Annotated in this window: 17 protein-coding genes and 4 pseudogenes; 10 read left to right on the top strand and 11 right to left on the bottom strand. The window is 45.6% G+C overall.

Translation table 11 applies throughout. From position 1 onward, the window contains the following. Nucleotides 1-9 precede the first annotated feature (9 nt). The 3 genes and pseudogenes from JEU20_RS12165 to smc all read right to left on the bottom strand — a co-directional run bounded on the left by JEU20_RS12165 (nt 10) and on the right by smc (nt 4,227). Entirely contained in the window at nt 10-444 is a 435-nt protein-coding gene (locus JEU20_RS12165; protein ID WP_198246425.1) for a cell division protein ZipA C-terminal FtsZ-binding domain-containing protein, read from the bottom strand. Next, nucleotides 441-725, bottom strand: a complete 285-nt coding sequence (locus tag JEU20_RS12160) for a hypothetical protein (RefSeq protein WP_198246424.1) — start codon at nt 723-725, stop codon at nt 441-443. The genes JEU20_RS12165 and JEU20_RS12160 overlap by 4 nt, the downstream gene beginning before the upstream one ends. Further along, a pseudogene (gene smc, locus JEU20_RS12155) lies at nt 725-4,227 on the bottom strand (chromosome segregation protein SMC). The gene JEU20_RS12160 and the pseudogene smc overlap by 1 nt, the downstream one beginning before the upstream one ends. A 311-nt stretch (nt 4,228-4,538) precedes the next feature. On the opposite strand from smc, the gene queF reads away from it, so the two are divergent. The 3 genes and pseudogenes from queF to asd all read left to right on the top strand — a co-directional run bounded on the left by queF (nt 4,539) and on the right by asd (nt 6,086). Continuing rightward, complete coding sequence (gene queF / locus JEU20_RS12150) at nt 4,539-4,928, top strand: preQ(1) synthase (RefSeq protein ID WP_198246422.1); 390 nt, start codon at nt 4,539-4,541, stop codon at nt 4,926-4,928. Then, nucleotides 4,895-5,221 carry an EscU/YscU/HrcU family type III secretion system export apparatus switch protein gene (locus JEU20_RS12145; protein WP_245395247.1) on the top strand — a complete coding sequence of 109 codons (327 nt, stop codon included), beginning with the start codon at nt 4,895-4,897 and terminating at the stop codon, nt 5,219-5,221. Before queF ends, JEU20_RS12145 begins: the two co-directional genes overlap by 34 nt. Beyond that, a pseudogene (asd, locus tag JEU20_RS12140) lies at nt 5,218-6,086 on the top strand (archaetidylserine decarboxylase). The gene JEU20_RS12145 and the pseudogene asd overlap by 4 nt, the downstream one beginning before the upstream one ends. Nucleotides 6,087-6,527: 441 nt before the next feature. Here asd and JEU20_RS12135 read toward each other — a convergent pair. Together JEU20_RS12135 and JEU20_RS12130 are read right to left on the bottom strand one after the other, a co-directional pair. Next, nucleotides 6,528-7,025, bottom strand: a complete 498-nt coding sequence (locus JEU20_RS12135; protein ID WP_245395271.1) for an IS630 family transposase — start codon at nt 7,023-7,025, stop codon at nt 6,528-6,530. After that, nucleotides 6,976-7,316: pseudogene (locus JEU20_RS12130) on the bottom strand (IS630 transposase-related protein). The gene JEU20_RS12135 and the pseudogene JEU20_RS12130 overlap by 50 nt, the downstream one beginning before the upstream one ends. A gap of 46 nt (nt 7,317-7,362) precedes the next feature. Between JEU20_RS12130 and JEU20_RS12125 the strand changes: the two are divergent. The 4 genes and pseudogenes from JEU20_RS12125 to JEU20_RS12110 all read left to right on the top strand — a co-directional run bounded on the left by JEU20_RS12125 (nt 7,363) and on the right by JEU20_RS12110 (nt 11,386). After that, nucleotides 7,363-8,409: a hypothetical protein gene (locus JEU20_RS12125; protein WP_198246420.1), complete on the top strand. Its 1,047-nt coding sequence runs from the start codon at nt 7,363-7,365 to the stop codon at nt 8,407-8,409. Continuing rightward, nucleotides 8,370-9,116: a hypothetical protein gene (locus JEU20_RS12120; protein WP_214657309.1), complete on the top strand. Its 747-nt coding sequence runs from the start codon at nt 8,370-8,372 to the stop codon at nt 9,114-9,116. Before JEU20_RS12125 ends, JEU20_RS12120 begins: the two co-directional genes overlap by 40 nt. Before the next feature lie 154 nt (nt 9,117-9,270). Continuing rightward, a pseudogene (locus JEU20_RS12115) lies at nt 9,271-10,385 on the top strand (ISAs1 family transposase). Nucleotides 10,386-10,525: 140 nt separating this feature from the next. Then, a complete protein-coding gene (locus JEU20_RS12110) occupies nt 10,526-11,386 on the top strand; it encodes a PilZ domain-containing protein (RefSeq protein ID WP_198246415.1) in 861 nt (286 codons plus the stop codon). 2 nt (nt 11,387-11,388) lie between these two features. Here the strand turns inward: JEU20_RS12110 and JEU20_RS12105 are convergent, their stop codons facing one another. The 4 genes from JEU20_RS12105 to surE are packed head-to-tail and all read right to left on the bottom strand — an operon-like array spanning nt 11,389 to nt 16,106. Beyond that, entirely contained in the window at nt 11,389-14,127 is a 2,739-nt protein-coding gene (locus JEU20_RS12105) for an Hsp70 family protein (protein ID WP_198246413.1), read from the bottom strand. Then, nucleotides 14,114-14,695, bottom strand: a complete 582-nt coding sequence (locus JEU20_RS12100; protein WP_198246411.1) for a YqaA family protein — start codon at nt 14,693-14,695, stop codon at nt 14,114-14,116. Before JEU20_RS12100 ends, JEU20_RS12105 begins: the two co-directional genes overlap by 14 nt. After that, entirely contained in the window at nt 14,695-15,354 is a 660-nt protein-coding gene (locus JEU20_RS12095; protein ID WP_198246409.1) for a protein-L-isoaspartate(D-aspartate) O-methyltransferase, read from the bottom strand. The genes JEU20_RS12100 and JEU20_RS12095 overlap by 1 nt, the downstream gene beginning before the upstream one ends. Continuing rightward, nucleotides 15,351-16,106 (bottom strand): 5'/3'-nucleotidase SurE, encoded by a 756-nt coding sequence (gene surE / locus JEU20_RS12090; RefSeq protein ID WP_198246407.1) that lies wholly within the window; start codon nt 16,104-16,106, stop codon nt 15,351-15,353. The genes JEU20_RS12095 and surE overlap by 4 nt, the downstream gene beginning before the upstream one ends. Before the next feature lie 62 nt (nt 16,107-16,168). Between surE and JEU20_RS12085 the strand changes: the two genes are divergently transcribed. Continuing rightward, a complete protein-coding gene (locus tag JEU20_RS12085; protein WP_198246405.1) occupies nt 16,169-16,732 on the top strand; it encodes a Smr/MutS family protein in 564 nt (187 codons plus the stop codon). On the opposite strand, the gene JEU20_RS12080 is transcribed toward JEU20_RS12085, so the two are convergent. Further along, the gene (locus tag JEU20_RS12080; protein ID WP_198246403.1) at nt 16,708-17,442 is read right to left on the bottom strand and encodes a phosphatase PAP2 family protein; all 735 of its coding nucleotides are present in this window, start codon (nt 17,440-17,442) and stop codon (nt 16,708-16,710) included. The genes JEU20_RS12085 and JEU20_RS12080 overlap by 25 nt on opposite strands. A 274-nt stretch (nt 17,443-17,716) precedes the next feature. Here JEU20_RS12080 and JEU20_RS12075 point away from each other — a divergent pair, with 274 nt between their 5' ends. Further along, nucleotides 17,717-17,902, top strand: coding sequence for a hypothetical protein (locus JEU20_RS12075; protein ID WP_198246401.1), 186 nt, complete (start codon nt 17,717-17,719; stop codon nt 17,900-17,902). 221 nt (nt 17,903-18,123) lie between these two features. Further along, entirely contained in the window at nt 18,124-18,483 is a 360-nt protein-coding gene (locus tag JEU20_RS12070; RefSeq protein ID WP_198246399.1) for an HvfA family oxazolone/thioamide-modified RiPP metallophore, read from the top strand. A 111-nt stretch (nt 18,484-18,594) separates the two neighbouring features. On the opposite strand, the gene JEU20_RS12065 is transcribed toward JEU20_RS12070, so the two are convergent. Further along, entirely contained in the window at nt 18,595-20,055 is a 1,461-nt protein-coding gene (locus JEU20_RS12065) for a helicase HerA-like domain-containing protein (protein WP_198246397.1), read from the bottom strand. Nucleotides 20,056-20,073 lie beyond the last annotated feature (18 nt).

The raw sequence follows: 20,073 nt of genomic DNA, 5'->3' as shown, positions 1-20,073 counted from the left end.
TAACCTGAATTATTTCGACAATTGTTGTCGAAATGCGACAATCGTTTCGTCGGTTAATGGCTGGCGCTGGTGATCCAAAATCACGCCATCCAGATCAGCCGACAAAAAGCGCATGGTCTGGATAAAATTTTCAAATACAGGCACAGGATCATCCAACAATCGAGGCTGCATAAAAAATACAATCCCCGGACAGCTGAACGTTTCTAAATTATAAGCTGGAAAAGTACCGGGGTTGACCATGCTGGCAACCGTAAAATCAACCAGATTGTTGTCATCGAGTCGCTCGAAAACCTGCACGCTTTCACCATAAACCAACCCGACCCTGTCAAATGCCGCTTTCAACTCGGCACCATTAAAGCCGTCATCCTTACGCGCTACGATACTGAATTGAATCAATTGCGGTAGTTCCGGATGCGTCATTTCGGCAGATTCAGGCTCGCTCAATTCTGACTCAGTTTGGGCCGTTTCATCATACCAGTATCAGACTCAAACTCTGCCCTATCATCGTCTTCAGGCTTAGCTGAACCAATAGGCACAATATCGAAATCATCATATTCGTTACTGATGATCAAGGATTCATCAATATTATCCAGCGGATCACCCTCGTCATAAAAATTGATACCCCGGTTTTTATGCCGGCTTTTATACACATTCCACAGTATCATGCCCAACACAACGATACTGCCCACAACAATAATTGCAATTCTCAATATATCTTTATCCATCAGCTTTCTGCCATCGTCACTGCTTCTTCCAAATCAACTGCTACCATCCGGGAAACACCCGGTTCTTTCATGGTAACACCTGTTAATTGTTTTGCAATTTCCATTGTTACCTTGTTATGTGAAATATATAAAAATTGCACGGATTCTGACATTTCCTCTACCATCTTGGAAAATCTTGAGACATTTGCATCATCTAATGGCGCATCAACTTCATCTAACAAACAAAACGGTGCTGGGTTCAGTTCAAAGATGGAAAACACCAACGCTACGGCAGTCAAGGCTTTCTCGCCACCCGATAATAAATGAATCGAACTGTTTCGTTTACCCGGCGGCCTGGCGATGATATTGACGCCCGCTTCCAATAAATCATCATCGGTCAGTTCCAGATAAGCCTGGCCGCCACCGAATAGTTTTGGGAATTTCTCCTGCAAGCCCTGGTTGATTTTATCGAAGGTTTCCTTGAAACGCTGCCGGCTTTCCCGGTCAATTTTACTGATAGCCTGATCCAAAGTATTTAACGCATCGACCAGGTCGGCATGCTGTTCATTTAAAAAGTCCATCCGTTCTGATTGCGACTTATACTCTTCGATTGCCGTCAGATTGATCGTACCTAAACATTGAATCTGCTGACTCACCTCATCCAGTTTTCGTTTCCAGCGCGCTTCGTCCGCATCATCGGGCAGACCGGCCAAAACACGTTCAATATCGGCGGCAATTTCTTCCAGTTGTTCGGTCAGGGTTTGTTGCCGCACCAGACTGTCTTGCTGTTGAAAACGGATTTCATCCAGCTTTTCTTTTTGCTGTTCTTTTTGACGCTGAATCTGGTTATGTTCTTCGGTCAACTCAAGCAAGCGTTGTTCGATGCCCTGTAATGTTTCACGCAGGCCATTCAATTGCTGTTCCAATTCAAGCTTGCGTGCTTTCAATTGCTCAAGACGAATCTTTTCATCATCCATTGGCGCCAAGGTCGATTGCAATTTTTGCTCTAATTCATCCAGCCGCACAGCGGCCTGCTGCTTGTTCGTAGCCAATCTCTCAAGCTGCCTTGCCAGCAGATTTTCTTCTGATTTCAGGCTACTGATATGGGCTTCAAGTGTATGCAGCTTGCGACGCGCCTCATTGACAGATTGCTCACTGCTTTGTTGCAGGGCTTGTAGTTGCTCGCTTTGCAACTCCAGCTGATGACGCTTTTCCTGCAACCCTTGCAAGACTCGCTCTGCCTCCTGCTGTAGAACCTCGGCTTGAGTACGCTGTTCGGTACTTTCGACCTGTTGTTGCTGAATATCCTGCAATTCGGCTTCAATTTGCTGTAAACGTCGTTGTTGTTGCTCAAAATGGGCTGATTGTGCGCTATATTCGGACTGTTTCCGTGCCAATTCCGCCGCCAGTTGCTTATCTTGCTGCTGTAACTGATCACGCAGCGCCTCGCTGTCTTTCAAGCGCTGTTCGGTTTGCTCTAGTGTCGATTCGGTTTGTTCTAATACCGTATCTAATTCCTGCTGCCTGGAAATTAACGCTTTTAATTCCTTACTCCGCTGTAAAATGCCGGTCTTACCATCGACAACCCGATCAATCCGCAACCAATTTTTGCCAAGGCGCGTACCATCTTTCAGCACCACCATTTCCCAATCCTTTAAGTCAGCCAATAATGTTTGCGCCTCAGCCAAATCATCGGCCACATAAACGCCACTCAATAAAGCCGATAAATCCCAATCACATTGAATTTTGTCGCTGAGCTGATTTTTAGCGTGTATTGTCATTTGATTTTTCCGGGTTGCAAAAAATGTGACCGTTTCATTCCCTAAAGATGACAACGTGGCGAAAATATCGCTTAAATCATCGACACAAACGGCTTCCAGATAATCGTGCAGTACCTGCTCGACAGCCGTTTCCCAACCATCCTGTACCGTCAAAAATTCAGCCAGCCTAGGCTTTTGTCCCAGTTCATGCTGTTCTAGCCAGGCTTGTAATCCCTTTTTATCTTTCCCCATAGCATGCTGTTGCAACATTTCCAGCGAGGTAATTTTTCCCTGCACATGATGCATTTCTTCGCGCTGTCGATGTTGCAGTATCTGCAACTGTTTCAATTGCTGGCGTAACTGGCCAATATCCTGATTTTTCTGTTCCAGTTGTTGATGGCCATTTTCTCGCTGTTCTTCGAGTATTTCGATTGACTCAGCCAAGCTCTCGATAACGGCTTCTAATGACACATCCTGCAACTCGGCCTGCTCTATCTGTAATTTTTCCGCCCGTGCTTGTAATTGCTGCAATTGGCTTTCCAATTGCGTCAGTTTGACGCGCTGAATTTCATTTTGCTCGCGAAAACGCCCCTGCTCGGCTAAATAAGCTTCCCATTCCTGCTGCCATTGCTGTTTTTGTTGCTGTGATTCATACTGAAACTGTTCGGTTTCTTCGGCTTGTTCTTGTGCAACCTGTAGGTCTTCTTCCGCCGCCATCAACGATTGACGAATCTGCTCCAATTGTTCCACATCGTGTTGATATTCCGCACTCATCTGCTCTAACTGCTGTCTGAGGCGGTTGATTTCGGCAACCGTTTCCTGATGACTCTGTTGCTGATGGGCCAGGGTTTGCTCCAACGCACTAACATCAGATACGACCTGATAATACTGGCTCTGTACCGCATCGACTTGTTGTTGAGATTGTTTTTGTAAGCTGCGCTGTGCCTCAATTTGATGATCAATTTCACGTAACCGCATAAACAAACGGTTATGTTGCTCGGCGACATCCTGTAATTTTTCTTCTAGTTGCTCGGCCAACTGCTGGTAATGACGCCAGCGCATTGCTAAATGCTGTTCTTTGATTTGCCGCTCTTGTTTTTTCAAAGCGGTATATTGCTCGGCCTTTTCCGCCTGTTTTTTAAATGCGCCAACTGTTTACTGACTTCTTCGCGCAAATCATCCAGCCGCTCCAGATTTTCCCGAGTATGACGCATGCGCGTTTCGGTTTCATGCCGCCGTTCTTTATATTTGGAGACGCCAGCCGCCTCCTCGATATGAACGCGTAATTCATCCGGCTTCGCTTCAACCATACGCGAAATCGTACCCTGTTCGATAATGGCATAACTTCTAGAGCCTAAACCGGTTCCTAGAAACAAATCAGTAATATCTTTACGCCTGCAACGGCTGCCATTAAGCATATAGAGTGACTGCCCGTCACGACTGACCTGGCGTTTAATAGACAAGGTATTGTATTTGGCAAATTCACCGCCTGCCCGGCCTTCGCTGTTATCGAAAATCAATTCCACCGATGCGGTGCTGACAGGTTTTCGGCCGGATGAGCCATTAAATATGACATCCGCCATGCTGCCACCGCGTAAATGTTTAGCAGAACTCTCCCCCATCACCCAGCGTACGGCATCAATAATATTCGACTTACCGCAACCATTTGGCCCGACGATAGCCGTCAGGTTGCTCGTAATCGGCACCGTAGTCGGATCAACAAATGATTTAAAACCTGAAAGTTTGATTTTTTCCAGCTTCATTACTGGTAGAATAGTGGTTTAGAAGGCGAGTATTATGCCCGATTATGGTAAAAAAATCCGCGCTAAATCCTATGCCTTTTTTAACTTAAGCTTTGCCGATGGTTAATAAAAAGCCACATTCAAGGTAAAGCCAGATTAACATTTTGTGGCAAGCATAGCAGACTAGGCTTTCAAATAACTTAAACTTTGCCGTCAATAACATAGGCTACGGGTAAAATATAAATAGTTTATGGCACAACAATGGCAAAGCAGAGTTAACGCTGGCTTTGCATTACATCTAACTTCTAAGCATTCGATTTAATTTGAAAAATATGACAACACAACCGAGTAAAACACTGGAAATTTTTGATAATCCCAATCCCGGCCGCGACTACACGATTCATATCGACGTTCCTGAATTCACCTGCCTGTGTCCTAAAACAGGTCAGCCCGATTTTGCCACCATTCAAATCGAATATGTTCCGGACCAGCACTGTGTAGAACTCAAATCGTTAAAACTTTATATGTGGTCATTTCGTGAAGCCGGCGCGTTCCATGAAGCTGTCACCAATGAAATTCTCGACGATCTGGTAAACGCCACCCAGCCCAATTTTATGCGTATTCGGGCCGAATTCAATGTCCGCGGCGGTATTTACACGACTGTCGTCGCCGAACACCGTAATCCAGATTGGCATCCACCACAAATGGTCGTACTGCCTTAATTCATGCCTGGAAAAACCTGGTACACCAGCGATCTTGCCATTGCTTGAAATACGATGGCAAGAATGTGCCTAAAGTTACCGCTAAAGGCGATGGCTTAACCGCCCAACAAATTCTGGAATTGGCTGAAAAACACGGCATCCCTTTGCAAAACCAACCTGAACTGGCGCGTATTCTGGCACAAGTCCCTGTCGGAGAAACCATCCCCGAAGAACTCTATGTCGCCGTAGCCGAAGTCATCGCTTTTGCCTGGTTTCTCAGCGACAAATCTCCTGATAATCAATCTGAAACATGAAAATTAAACACGTTCTGACTACATTACCGCAATATATTCTGCCCCATCACTGGCTTTCAGGCCTGATGTCAAAACTGACTCACTGCCGTGTTCGCTGGTTTAAAAACGCCTTTATCAAACTGATTATCAAGCTCTATGGTGTCAATCTGAGCGAAGCAAAAAGCCAAAACCTTGATGATTACGCCAGCTTTAACGATTTTTTACCCGCGAATTAAAAGCCGGCGTCCGCCCCATTGCGCTTGAAAAAGACGCCGTTGTCAGCCCTGCCGATGGCGCGGTCAGCCAAGCAGGAACGATTACCGACGACAAAATATTCCAGGCCAAAAGCATGACATTTTCCACCGTTGATCTACTCGGCGGCGATGCCGAACGTGCCGCAGCATTTAAAGATGGCGTATTCAGTACCATTTATCTGTCGCCTAAAGACTATCACCGTTTGCACATGCCATTAGATGGCAAATTGACCGAAATGGTACATATTCCTGGCCGCTTGTTCAGTGTCAATGCGGCAACGGCCGAAAGTGTGCCCGGCTTATTCGCGCGCAATGAACGTGTCGCCTGTCTGTTCGATACTGAAGCCGGGCCTATGGCATTGGTTTTAGTCGGCGCCATTTTTGTCTCGAGTGTAGAAACTGTCTGGCAGGGCGTCGTCACACCACCGACCGCATCTTCCGTTCGAAGTTGGCACTATGACGATCAAAATATCCTATTAAAGAAAGGCGAAGAAATGGGCCGCTTTAATATGGGATCGACCATCATCATCCTGTTCGGTAAAAACAAAGTCGCCTGGGAAAAAGATTTTTTTGCCGGAAAACCCATTAAACTCGGTGAAAAAATAGGCTATTTATTGAATGCTCATGGGTAACATTTAACCCATAATGAGTTAACTCAGCTTTGCCTTTGTAGACCACAAAACAAGTTATTCTTTATTTATCAATACCTTACTAGTTATCAACAGCAAGGCTGGGTTAAAGTTATGACCCTGCACCCTCATCGTTTCAACCTCTACCTTTCAAAAACTTACCTCATAAATTCATCGCCCCTTTTTAACCTGATTTTAAGATTAATTTTATACAGTGCAGATACAACACTTTGCCAAAGGGGATTTGACCATGAATATAAAGCCCATACGATATCTGCACACACTATTGTTTCTATTTTTAGCGCTATCCTTATCATCTATCGCCTTAGCCGGTGATGATAAGGAGGAACACCACAAAAATATGCCAGCAAACTCACCATAAAAATATAGCTAGAGCATTATAAATTAGCATAATTTAAGTATTTGTAAAATAACGTATCGACATCACAGCGATGCTGCCGTCAGCGCTTTAGCTTGTGCCCATTTACGTTCAATAGGATTAAGGTCTGGACTATAGGGCGGAAGAAACTCAAGAGTGCATGTTGTTTGCTTGATGGCATCTAAAATATCCGCACGTTTATGGAAAGCAGCATTGTCCATAACAATGACAGTCTGCTCCGGCAGTTTGGGTAACAAATCCTGGGTTAACCAAGCATAAAAAGTGTCAGCATTAATGCTGCCTTCAAATAAGCTGACTGTTACCAAAGCGGACCCCATCATAGCGCCAATCGCATTAATTCGCCCTTTCGCATGCCAATCATGGACATCGTAGCACCGCTCGCCTACCGGTGAATAAGCATGCGTTCTCGGCATACTTTGCTCAAAACCACTTTCATCCACATAGACAATAGGTCGCTCTTTGGACGCGTAGTCCGCAATTTTCGCTTGGAAATCAGACCGTGCCTGTTCGTCCGCTTTTGGATGTTTGAGTGTTTTTTTTATTGCTGAAACCCAAACGCTTTAAGGCATAACCAATCGCCCGTTGACTCACGTTAAAGCGTTTCGCTCTTTCCCATTGATAGTCATCAGGGTAACGCTCAACATCTTTCTTCAACGCTTCCATATCAATTTTTGTGGCCGGTTTATTTCGAGTCAAACAGGGTTCAAGCTTTTTTGCCAACGAAATAAGGTGCGTATCGGCACATCAAAACGTTCACTGGTCTGTTCAAAGGTCAGGCCATATTTTTCTTTGACCGCAAAGACTTTTTGTCGAAATTTAAGAGGGTATGTCATGGGAATATATTATGCCACATAATCTTGCTTTAGCAATGATTTAGGCATGCATTGTGCTGACCTAGGCTCTTATCCGTTCAATATTTTGCCGCCATTCAATACCATTAACGCCTATGCCATAAAAAAAGGCAGCATAGGTGCTAATAAGCCTTTGATCTTAGACGCAAGCTCTGTCGCAATGCGTTATTCGGCCGCATCCAACCCCAATGATCCCGTTGGCCCTGGCTCCATCAATTCGACCAGTCAGAATTATCCACTTGGCAGCTCGTTGGCTGATGCTACAATTCGTAAAACAGACTTTTGGGATGATTTTCAGAATACGGGCAGCACTATAGCTTCGTTATTATTTCCAGGATTGGATCCACTGCCGGATGAAGGGTTGTTGACACTGGACAACATTGACCAAGGCCACGGCCGTTTTATGCCGGGAATTCGAGATCCTTATGTTGCCAATGATCCACAAGCATTCAGTAAATTTATTCCTGCAACTGGCTGGCATACTGCGCAAGGCATTCCCTTGACCAATGTCGATGATAGCGGTCGTTTAAATTCCTATCCCTTGCTCCGTATTCAAGCGATTGACAATCAAACTGGCCAGGTTCTGGCCACGACCGACGCCGTTGCACCGGTCTCTGCCGAAGTCGATTGCCGCGACTGTCACACAGCCGGAAAAGTCGGCGCAAATTCGACCGCTCGAAACAATGGTCCGCAATTTATTGCGCCTGCCTCAACTGATCGACTCGATGTTGAACTAGCAGCCAAGAAAAATATTTTGATGCTGCACGATTTCAAACATAACACCGACTTTATACAGCAAGATAAACCGGTATTATGCGCCGGCTGTCATCGCTCCAACGCATTGGCCTCTGTCGGTGGGCCGGCAGGCGACCCTACGATCAAAAACATGTCCAATGTTATGCACGGCTTCCATGGCCGCTTACAAACCAATGCCAATGGCGAATTATTACGCGATTTTCAGGGCGAACCTATTCTGATTGATCCCCCTCAACAAGATCAGGCCATCGCCCTGATCCTTTCGGCGACAATGTCCCCATGGAAGAAAATTGTTTCCTCTGCCATCCTGGTAAAGTGACCCAATGTTTCCGTGGCGCTATGTACACAGCCGGACGGGAATGTGATGACTGTCATGGTAATTTACTAGCCATGGGCGGTGAATTCAGTTACCAGGATGGACACACGCGCGAACCTTGGGCAGAAGAACCCAAATGCGGATCCTGCCATAGTGGCATCGGCCAGGAGCCTGTTGCGACCATAGCCTATAACCCCGCCGACCCTGCGGCCGAACCATTACCGCCAAAGACCCATCGTTTTGCGGAAAATCCCAATACCTTGTATCGCAACAGCCTTGATAATCATGCGCAACTAGGCTGTGAATCTTGTCACGGCAGTCCGCATGCAATTTGGCCAAACCGTAACCCGGATGCTAATGACAATGTTACCGCCATGCAGCTGCAAGGCCATAAGGGCACCATTACCGAATGCAACACTTGTCATGAGCCCGGCAGTTTCCCAAAAGGCACTTTAAACGGCCCACATGGCATGCATCCGGTTAATGATCCAGACTGGAATGATGAAGATGGCCATGGCCATTTTGCCGAAAAAGATAACAGCCAATGTAATAATTGTCATGGTGACGACCATTTAGGTACCCGATTGTCAAAAACACCGGTTGATCGCGTGCTAAAAGACAAACAGGGGAAAATACTGGCTACACTGAAAGCAGGTGATCAAGTCGCCTGTAATTTGTGCCATAGCTTACAAAAAAGCTTTTCCGACTAACCTCCCTTCATCATCAAACCTGATCAGGCTATTTGTCTGATCAGGTTTTTTGTGTTGTCAATGGCTAAAATTATTGCCCCCAGGGCAATCGGGTTTAAAAAAGGGTTGAAATTATAATTTAGATAAGGTATTGGTTTTATCATTTTGATTATAAATGACAGTTACCCCAACGGCCTCAATTATCCACCATTTTTCAACGATTGCTGATCCAAGAGTAGATCGGCGAAAGAAGCATCAACTCACTGATATATTTTTCATCACCTTGTGTGCGACTATTTGTGGAGCCGATAACTGGGTGGCCATTGAAAAATTTGGAAAGGCTAAAGAAAGCTGGTTCACTGAACAGCTTGGTTTAGAAAATGGAATCCCTTCACATGATACGTTGGGTGCTGTTTTTGCCGCCATAGATACGGAACAATTTAGTCAATGCTTCTCAAACTGGGTGGCCGATCTAGCGGACTTGGTTGAAGAAGATATTATTGCAATGGATGGCAAATGCTTAAGGCGCAGTATTGATAAAGCCTCAAATAAGTCAGCCATCTATATGGTGAGCGCCTGGTCGCGGAAAAACAGTTTGGTTTTAGGTCAGGCGAAAGTGGATGATAAATCCAATGAAATTACGGCCATACCCAAACTTCTGTCGCGTTTGGATATTGCAGGCGCTTTGATTACAATTGATGCAATGGGGTGCCAAAAGAAAATAGCCAAACAGATTATCGACCAAGGCGGTGACTATGTTTTGAGTTTAAAAGGAAATCATGGCACCTTACATGAGGATGTAAAGGCCTATTTTACATCCGCTTTATCGCCAGAAATTGCCACAAAAACCGTCAATGGTGAGCATGGGCGAATTGAAACGCGTTCTGTTCGTGTCACGGATGAGATTGAATGGTTAAAAAGGAGCATTCCTGGTCAGGATTAAAAAGTATTATTGCCGTCACAGCCACAAGAGAAGTGGATGAAAAAATAACCGAGGAAACACGCTATTTTATAAGCAGTTTAAGCGCAAACGATCCAAACAAGTTAGAGCATGCTGTTCGCGCTCATTGGGCGATTGAAAATAACTTGCATTGGGTTCTTGATCTTGCTTTTGATGAGGATAGCAACCGAACCCGCAAAGGATATAGTGCTTCAAACTTAGCTGTCATTCGACACATGGCCTTAAATTTAATAAAAGCCGAGGAAACGGCCAAAGTCGGTGTAAAAACCAAGCGAATGATGGCAGGGTGGGATAATGATTATTTACTCAAGATTCTTGGTGTAATTTAAACCCGATTGCCCTGTTATTGCCCCCCTTTCGGACAATAATTTTGTCTCTCCTCTGATAGCGAAGAGTCTGACCCTCTTCCCTGCAATAATTTTATTTTCGGTCTATTCTTGTATCGGGACATAAAAATGCCAAGAATAAAATGACGACACAAACCGTAGAAAGCGCCTACAATCGCAGACGCTCATTCAGAATTTATGATGATGTTGATATTTTTTATCAGCGACTGGAACAATCTCAGACTAAAGAACCCAAGGAATATTCTGACATCACGCTTATTCCTGAGTCTTCCGGTTCAGAAAATCCAACCTTAAACGTGAATATCAGCACCAGCGGCCTGTCGTTTACCTGTCAAGAAAACTTACAACCGGGCGAGTTAATTCAGGTTCGTATTTTATTGCTGTCCACAATGACACTAGTGATGTGCTGTTGTCGCGTAGTGTATTGCAAACCGAGTAATCCTTACGAAGACAATAGCTATCCTTACACATTAGGTGCCGAATTTGTCAAGCTTCGACCAGAAGACAAGGCGCTGCTGAACCGACATATTCAAAAAAAACATAAATGGCAATGGTTTAAGTGGGGAGTGTTTTTAACCGCCCTACTCACATTGATTTATATTCCAGATGTCATCATGGATCTGTTTTTAGAACAGATAGAGCTGCTATTTGATATAGGTACTGAAATTGTCTATATGCTTGATGAAGTCATCAATTACTGGATCAGTTATGGAATGTCATTTATTTTTCCGCAGTCCCCCCATACCGTTCAAACCATTGGTTTTTATCTACAATTAGCATTGTATCTTATTCTTCTAGGGTGGCTTGGAACTAAATGGCTACCTCGTGTAGTCGAAAGTACCCTATTCCGCTTACGACGCTATTTTTCACGCAAACGAGCTAGTTTAAGATATTATTGGCAACATTTAAGCTGGCTGAAAAAAGCCGGGCTGGTGACGGCTTTTTTCAGTGGCATAAGCTTGTATTTTCTATTTTTTATATAAACTTAGAGCAGTTTCAACCCGGCCGGTAAAGCTTCACCGAAAACCTGCTTTTCTTGCTTGGCATCTAATTTCTGATAGCCTTCAAGCATGGCAATCCACGACACAGGTGCTTTACTGTGTTTGAGTTTTTCAATCACGTGTTGCCGCACCGCCGGCTCAACGTCACGACTCCTGTCTCCGCTCACCCGCGCCAGTAATGTGGCACAAAAACCCGCCTCCGGTATTTTCTTCCAATCAACCGTCATCGCTTGCTCAATCCAAGGAATAACACTGGCCGCGGGAATCACATGATGCGCACTGCCATAAAAAGGCACACGGGCACCAATACGCCCAACGGCCCACCAAGTTTGCCGGGGTTCACTGGCTTTTTGCAAGCGTTTTAACAACCATTGCCCTAATTCGATTTTTTGTTCGACCGTTAACCGCTCCAAAACGCCAGCCAACCGAACCATGTCTTCATAGCCTCGGGTTTTGAGTTGTTTGGCAATAGTGGCCTGACGCGCGGAGGCAGGATTGAGATATTTAGCGATGGCTTTTAATAAAGCCTGTTGCGCATCGTTATCTAACCCACCTGCAATACGTCGCCATAAGGTCCACCATTCGCTCCAGTTCTGAGCATAATTCACAAATTGCAAACCTTGCGGATAAATCGCCCACAGCTGCTCCACCCGCCAATCGTCCAGCGCATAACCAAACCCCGGACGTAAACAAAATCCAGACAGATTTAACCAGATTCGTTCATGATTTTCCGACCGCCGTCGGTATTTGCCCCCCTCTAGCAACACGTCAAACAAGGCCCGATTCAGCGCGGTATCCCATTCCAGGCGATTCTGGGCCAGCGTTTTTTCCAGCTCAGCACGTAAGTTTTTAACCGCTTTCGGATTGATTTGTTTGGAGCGTGCACCAAAAATCATACGGATTTTTTCAGCCGCCGCATCAAATGTGGCAGGTAATTGTTCTGTTGCCGAGAATTGCGCTGTCTGCCTGCGAATCTGAAATTCCACATCCCAGCGTGTATCGGGGTTCTCAACCGATACAGCTTGGATCTTCAAGGTACCGACTTCAGTTTGAGTCACCGCCAGTTGCACCGTCACTTCGCTGTTTTCTGCGCCGGACAAGACCACCGCCAAGGGTGGTAGGCTTTGAAACTTATCATCAATTTCAACGACCTGCCCGGGCTTAAATTCGCCTTCCGCACTGTTGGAAACCAGGTTAAAACGGACAGGCTGGCCGACTCTGAGGGCAAATTTTCGATCCTGCAAGACAATCTCACGCCCTTCTTCGCTGCCTTTAGGCAACAGACATACAGCTTGTTTGCGTGTGCCCTGACCAGTTTCGACCAACAGAAAATAACTGCGCGCCGAACCGCCACCAATCTGTAATTTTTTCTGCTGCCGGGCCATTGCATAGCTGACAGCACCACTGGCGACAGCCAGCTCCGGATGTGGATTATCCAGCAACCGAGGCGCTTGTCCACTCCAGTGCGTTAAGACTTGTATCAATCGCTCGGTGATCGGCTGGCTTCTGAAGACACCACCGTTGAGCAACAACGCATCGGGCACGATACTGTCCCGCCCCAGCGCTTTTTTGGCTTCGCCGGCATGATTGTGCAAAAATGCGGCAATATGTTTGCTGATGGCAGGATCTGCCGCGTACGGTAAGCCGAATTCAACCACGCCGCTGCGTTTCTGATCGGGCAATTCGTCGAGTTCCGATAACGGGAAAAAACCATCCAGCGCAATTGCCCTCACTTCCTCACGACTTAGCTGTGTTGTACGGCTGCCACCAATCAGGCTGGAGCCACCGCCTAATAATGTCACATTGACAGATTCCGGGGCATCGTCGGCTAATAATCGTTCTTTGGCCCGGCGGCATTGTTCAATCAATTGCGACAATTCGGCTGCAGACAGTGTTTTATCGCCCGTGACAAGCCGTGATTCTGCAAGCCGCGCTAATGCCAGGTCAATATTATCCCCACCCAGCATCAGATGATCGCCGACACCAATCCGAGTCAACCGCGGCTCTTTACCCTCATGTTCGACTTTAATCAGTGTGAAATCGGTTGTCCCCCCGCCGACATCACACACCAGCAATAAATGGACATCACGCAACACTTCTGCCACATTACCGGCATGACGTCTGAGCCAGTCATAACAAACGGCCTGCGGTTCCTCTAGTAACCGAATATGATTAAGACCTGCCAGGCGTGCTGCTTCCAACGTCAAGGCACGAGCGGATTCATCAAACGAGGCCGGCACGGTAATGACGATCTGCTGGCGTTCCAGCAGGGATTCTGCATGCTGCTGATTCCAGACTGTCTTGACATGCTTGAGATAGCTTGCGCTGGCTTCAATCGGCGAAACTTTAAGCACCTCATCAGGACTGCCCCAAGGCAAAATAGCGGCTTGATGATCAATCCCCGGATGCGACAGCCAGCTTTTGGCACTGGTCACCAATCGACCTTGCGATTTTGCACCTAAAACACGTGCCGCTTCACCGATAACGGCTTGATTATCTGTGGGCACAAAACTGAAATCATCGGCATTCAGCTCACCGTCTGCCGGATGATAGCGTACCGACGGTAATAATTTACGAGCAGCTACTTCGCCAGGCGTCACCAGTTGGCTAATCTCAAAAATCCGTATTTCCGAATCAGCAGACGCTATAGCCTGATAGGCGACTGCAGTATGCGTCGTGCCAAGGTCTATGCCAATATAATAGCTTGCATCAGGCTTTGACATAATAATAGATTCCTATCGCTAAAATCATCAAACCAACCACTGTCCAACCGAGCCGGTCCATATAATGCCTTAGGCCTTGCGCCAACTTTTCACCGCCAGCCTTGATCAACAATGCCAATAGAAAAAAACGCGCACCACGGCCAATGACCGATGCCAAAACAAACGGCAAAAATGGCATCTGCAACACACCCGCGGCAATGGTAAACACCTTGTAGGGAATGGGCGAAAACCCTGCAACAAACACGGCCCAAACACCCCATTGTTTAAACCAGCTTTCGGCCAGTAAATAACTTTCCCAGTAACGGCTTTGCTGCAGCCACCCCGAGAGACTGTCGAACAGAAAATAGCCTATCGAATAGCCCAGCATGCCCCCCAGAACCGACATCAGCGTCGTCAATAAAGCCAGGCGCACGGCTTTTTCGGGCTGCGCCAAAGCCATAGGGGCCAACATAACATCAGGTGGAACCGGGAAAAATGACGATTCGGCAAAACTCAAACCGGCCAGATATTTTTCTGCATGAGGATGTTTTGACCAACGTAAAACGGTGTCGTACATTTTTTGAAACATTATTGTTTACCGGTTAAAAAAGGAACAAAGACAACCGGCTCGATCACATCATCTTCAAAGCCGGATTCGGTGCGTATCACACGATGCAATTGTTGACCATTTTCATCGCCAATCGGAATAATCATAACCGCGCCGACTGCCATTTGTGCCAGCAAGGCTTCCGGTATTTCGGTGGGTGCTGCTGCGACCAGCACCCCATCGTAAGGCGCAAACTCGGGCCAACCCCAACCGCCATCGCTGTGTAAATAGCGAATATTTTTTAGACCAAGCTCCCAAAGCCTGTCTTTAGCCTTTTTTAACAACGGCCCGATGCGTTCTACGGTGTACACCTGGTCAACCAGTTGTGCCAGAACAGCGGTTTGGTAGCCGCAGCCGGTACCAATTTCCAAAACTTTTTGACGCGGGCCATTTTCCAGTAATAGCTCGGTCATACGTGCCACAATATAGGGCTGGGAAATAGTCTGGTTATGGCCGATCGGTAATGCGGTATCTTCATAAGAACGACTGGCCAAGGCTTCATCCACAAAAATATGCCGTGGCGTCGTGGCCATCACAGATAATAGCTGAGGATTTCGGATGCCTTGCATTTGTAAGCGCTTGACCATACGGTCTCGAGTGCGTTGCGATGTCATGCCGATACCTTGCAATCGAAAATTCATCCGACATCCTCCTGCTCCAGCCATAATCCAACGGTTTCAATATGCTCATATCGCGTCAGATCCAGCTGCAACGGCGTAACGGAAACATAGTTATGTCTGATAGCAAAAAAATCGGTTCCAGGCCCTGCATCCTGTTCTTCGCCCGGCGGACCTACCCAATAAATTCTCTGTCCGCGCGGATCCTGGGCTTTTATCACAGGTTCAGCCTTATGCCGCTGACCTAGACGAGTTGACTGAAAACCTTTAATTTCGCCAACCGGCACATCAGGCACATTGACATTTAATAGCGTATCGTTGGGTAATGGATGTTTTTGTATTCGCTGCACGAGCTCCTTTGCGACAAACGCCGCGGTTTCAAAATGAACCGGAGTGGATGAAGCTAAAGAAATCGCTACTGCCGGCAAGCCTAAAAAACGCCCTTCAGTCGCCGCCGCGACAGTGCCGGAATACAGCACATCATCCCCCAAATTGGCACCATGGTTGATGCCCGCAAAAACCATATCCGGCTCCTTTGCCAGCAGTCCGGTAATCGCCAAATGCACGCAATCTGTCGGTGTGCCATCGACATAAATAAACCCATTGGCGGCTTCTTTTGCCCGTAACGGCATTTCCAGGGTTAGGGAATTGCTGGCTGCACTCCGGTTTTTATCCGGCGCGACAACAGAAATTTCAGCATATCCTTTAAGACAATTCGCTAAAGTCTGCAAACCTTCCGCCTGATAACCATCATCATTACTCAATAGAATGTGCATACTGCTTTAAAACACTATAAAATCAACCATATTAGCAAAAAACCACGCCTTAAATCAGCTCCGTGTCAAAAAAAACACTCTCAGACGAAGACCTTTCCTTGTTTCGGCAAACAGTCGGTAAAGTTTCTCGCATCAAAAATGACAAAATTGAACCCCCTCGCCCCAAAAAAACACGAATAAAATGCCGTAATAATTTAATTGACGAGCCCTCACCGTTTGTCGATTTATCAGAACCCGTAGACAGACTCAGCAATGAGGACAAGCTCAGTTTCTTAGCGCCGGGCATGCAAAAAAATATCCTGCGCAAATTGCGCAAAGGCTATTATGGCTTAGACGCCGATATCGACCTGCATGGATTGACTAGCCAGCAAGCGCGTGTGCAGTTAGTGCGCTTTTTACAAGAATGTGTGGAATACGGTTGCCGCTGTGTACATATTATTCATGGAAAAGGCTACCGCTCAGCCGATTATCATCCTGTTTTAAAAAATGATGTCAATGTCTGGCTCAGACAACATAAAGACGTGTTAGCCTTCTGCTCGACGCCGCCGCGTGACGGCGGAACAGGCGCTGTTTATGTGTTATTACGTCTATCGGAAAAATATCAAGCAGACGACGACTTAGCTTGAACACCACGAGGCTTTAACTCGCGGTAATAAAACAGCAAAAACCAAAAAACCGAGGAAAACCAGCAAATGACCAGTGCAAACACATCATGACTCAGAAAATGGGCGCCCCGCATTTGCTGCGCGACTCCATAGACCAAACCTAATATCAATCCAAAGGCCAAACCATAAAAACGATAACGTGGCTTAACCACCAAAAAAAAGAAATAAAGGCTGATGAAGGCAAATCCGCCACTCGCGTGTCCGGATGGGAAACAATGCCCGACTTTCAGACCATTATCGACCGCATCAAACAAACGAATATAAGGCTTATCCCCCGAAAAAACCTTCAAACTCCAGGGGCAATAGATATGCGTCTGACTTTTTAGTACCGCAACCAACGCGGGGCCTGTCACACTAGCCAAAAACAAAAACCATAACGCCTTGCGGTAACGATACAACTTTGAGCCTTTAAAGCTCGAATACAATGCCGTCAGCAGTAAAATAACACCAACCAGTTTGGAAAATTTTTGTCCGCCTTTATGAAGAAACTGCTGTATCCACCAATCATCTTTCAACGGCCATTGCCGAGTCACACTATCAAAAAAATGTTCACTAAGCCACATTTCAAGCGGGGTAAATTCCAAAATAGGAATCATTAAAAAAAATACCGTCAATGGCATCAAAATATGCCGTTTGATAAAAACGGCACGGTCGTAAATAAGCGGCTGCAAACCTTTACTCCCCCTGATTGAAAAAAATTAGTGGCAATAGTACAACAGTCTGGGTCGCTAATACAGTATTCAAAAGCCTTTATATTCTCTTCACGACCATAAAAATTGCACGCTATCTTTTTAAAAATCGCATAAAGTTTTGACACGACACATTGGACATGATAAAAATATGGTGTCGCTTCAAAACTAACATGTTCTACATGTCGTTTAGCCGACAACCTTTTAAAAGGTTTTTATATAAAAATAATTAATACACACAAAGAGGATGTAAAAAATGGCTGAAGAAAAAAAAGATAACTTCTTATTGATCGTTGGCGTTATGGCTGCAATTTCTATCACAGGCGTTGTATTGTTAAAAAGCCGTGAAACCGAGCACTTAAAACAAGCTGGTCCTACTTCTGTAGAAAAAGAAGCTCAACTTCTGGAAAAACGTACCGATTTCAATAACGTTTTGGAATAAGCCTATACTCCCCGTTTCTCTGCAAAAAAGTAGAGAAACGGGGTTTCAAAAAATCCTTCCCTTTTTCCTCAGCAAAATTCCCACACCGCACCGCTTTCTCGGTATTGTATCGAATAAAAGTCCGTTCCTAAGCTTAAAGTCCTCCTGTTCGGAACCTTCTTTTTTATTTGCGGTCATTCTGATATGCTTCACGTTTTATCCACTTACAGTCGAGAAAAAATATGACTACCAAAAACAAATCTACGCTCTTAGCAACAATCAGCACATCCCTGCTTTCCGGTCTATCCTTTTCCAACGCACAAGCTACCGAAAATACAGCAAAAATGGATAATCCTTTTTCATTAACTGAATTATCATCAGGCTATATGCAGGTTGCTGAATCGGATGAAAAAAGCACATCGATGAAAATGAAAGATGGTGCTTGCGGCGAAGGCAAATGTGGCGCGGCCATGATGAAAACGAACGAAGATAAAACAGTTGAAGGTAAATGTGCCGGTAATAAAGCTATGCCGAAAGCCGATAAAAAATCAATGGAAGGCAAATGTGGTGAAGGAAAATGCGGCGCTTCTATGAAAATGTGAAAAACAAAATAAAAAGGCTGGATTAACCAGCCTTATGTTTTTTTCTACAGAATTAGGTCGTTTTTAGGTGGCTGTCGAAATAGCATCATCTATAGTCCAGCAGCCACCCTTCTAGGAACGCCGCCCCAATAATGAACCTAAAATTCCTCGCATAATTTGCCTACCAATTTGACTCCCAATACTTCTAGCTGCACTTTTTAGCATAGCTTCACCGACGGATTGACGTGAACGGCTTGAACTACGCCGATATGATTTGACTGTTTTTTCATTCTGTCTGCTTAATTGACTGCGCTGTTCAGCTTTTTGCTTTAACAGTTCATAAGCTGATTCACGGTCAATTATTCGTTCATATCGGCCTTTTACCGGCGAACGTTGCATAATCGTTTTTCTTTCTTCATCCGTAAGTGGGCCTATTTGTGATTCCGGTGGCCGCATTAAAACCCGCTCAACTTGGCTCGGACTACCATCGGCATTCAATGTCGAAATCAGCGCTTCGCCCGTTTTGAGTGCCTGAATGGCTTGTTCTGTATCCAATGCAGGGTTTTCTCTAAATGTTTGGGCAACGGCTTTAATCACCTTTCTATCCTTTGGCGTGTAAGCCCTTAAGGCATGTTGGATTTTAAGTCCCAGCTGTCCCAGAATATCTTCGGGGACATCCAGCGGACTTTGACTGACAAAATAAACCCCAACTCCTTTTGAACGAATTAAGCGAACAATCTGCTCAATTTTGTCAATCAAAACCCGAGGCGCCCGGTCAAACAGCAAATGTGCCTCATCAAAAAACAAGACCATTTTAGGTTTGTCTAAATCACCGACTTCCGGCAGCGTTTCAAATAATTCGGATAATAACCACAATAAAAAAGCGGCATACAAACGTGGAGATTTTGCCATTAGCCGAGTGGCATCAAGAATGTTGATAACACCATTGCCGGAAAAATCAACGCGCTGCAAATCATCCAGTTCGATTGCAGGTTCAGCAAAAAAATGCTCTGCACCCTGCTCTTCTAGAACCAGCAAGCGGCGCTGTATTGCGCCAATGCTAGCCGAAGAAATAGTGCCGTACTCTGCTTTCAACGCCCTGCTATTTTCAGCCATCCAGGCTAATATGGCACGCAGGTCTTTCAAATCTAGCAATAACAAGCCTTCATCATCGGCAATTTTAAAGCCACTATACAAAATACCGGTCTGAGTATCATTCAAATTCAACAGATGGCTCAACAACAAAGGCCCCATATCTGAAATTGTCGCTCTGACCGGATGTCCATTTTCGCCAAAAATATCCCAAAAAACTGCCGGGTTACCCCGAAATTGGAAATCTTCAATTTTAATGGCCTGAAGACGCTGTTCAATTTTTGGATGCGCCTTTCCAGACTTAGCAATGCCGGATAAATCACCTTTCATATCCGCCAGAAAAACAGGAACGCCTAATCGGGAAAAGCCTTCCGCGAGTATTTGCAAGGTTATCGTTTTTCCGGTGCCTGTCGCGCCTGAAATCATGCCGTGCCGATTACCCATCGCGGCATCCATTAAAATCTGTTGCTGGCCGTTGCCCCCTAACAATATTTGCTGCATATTAGTACTCTTTTAGGT

It is taken from the genome of methane-oxidizing endosymbiont of Gigantopelta aegis (assembly GCF_016097405.1).
GTDB lineage: Bacteria > Pseudomonadota > Gammaproteobacteria > Methylococcales > Methylomonadaceae > Methylomarinum.
The sequence above is the reverse complement of the archived record's forward strand: the minus strand, read 5'-3'. Positions and strand labels throughout refer to the sequence as shown.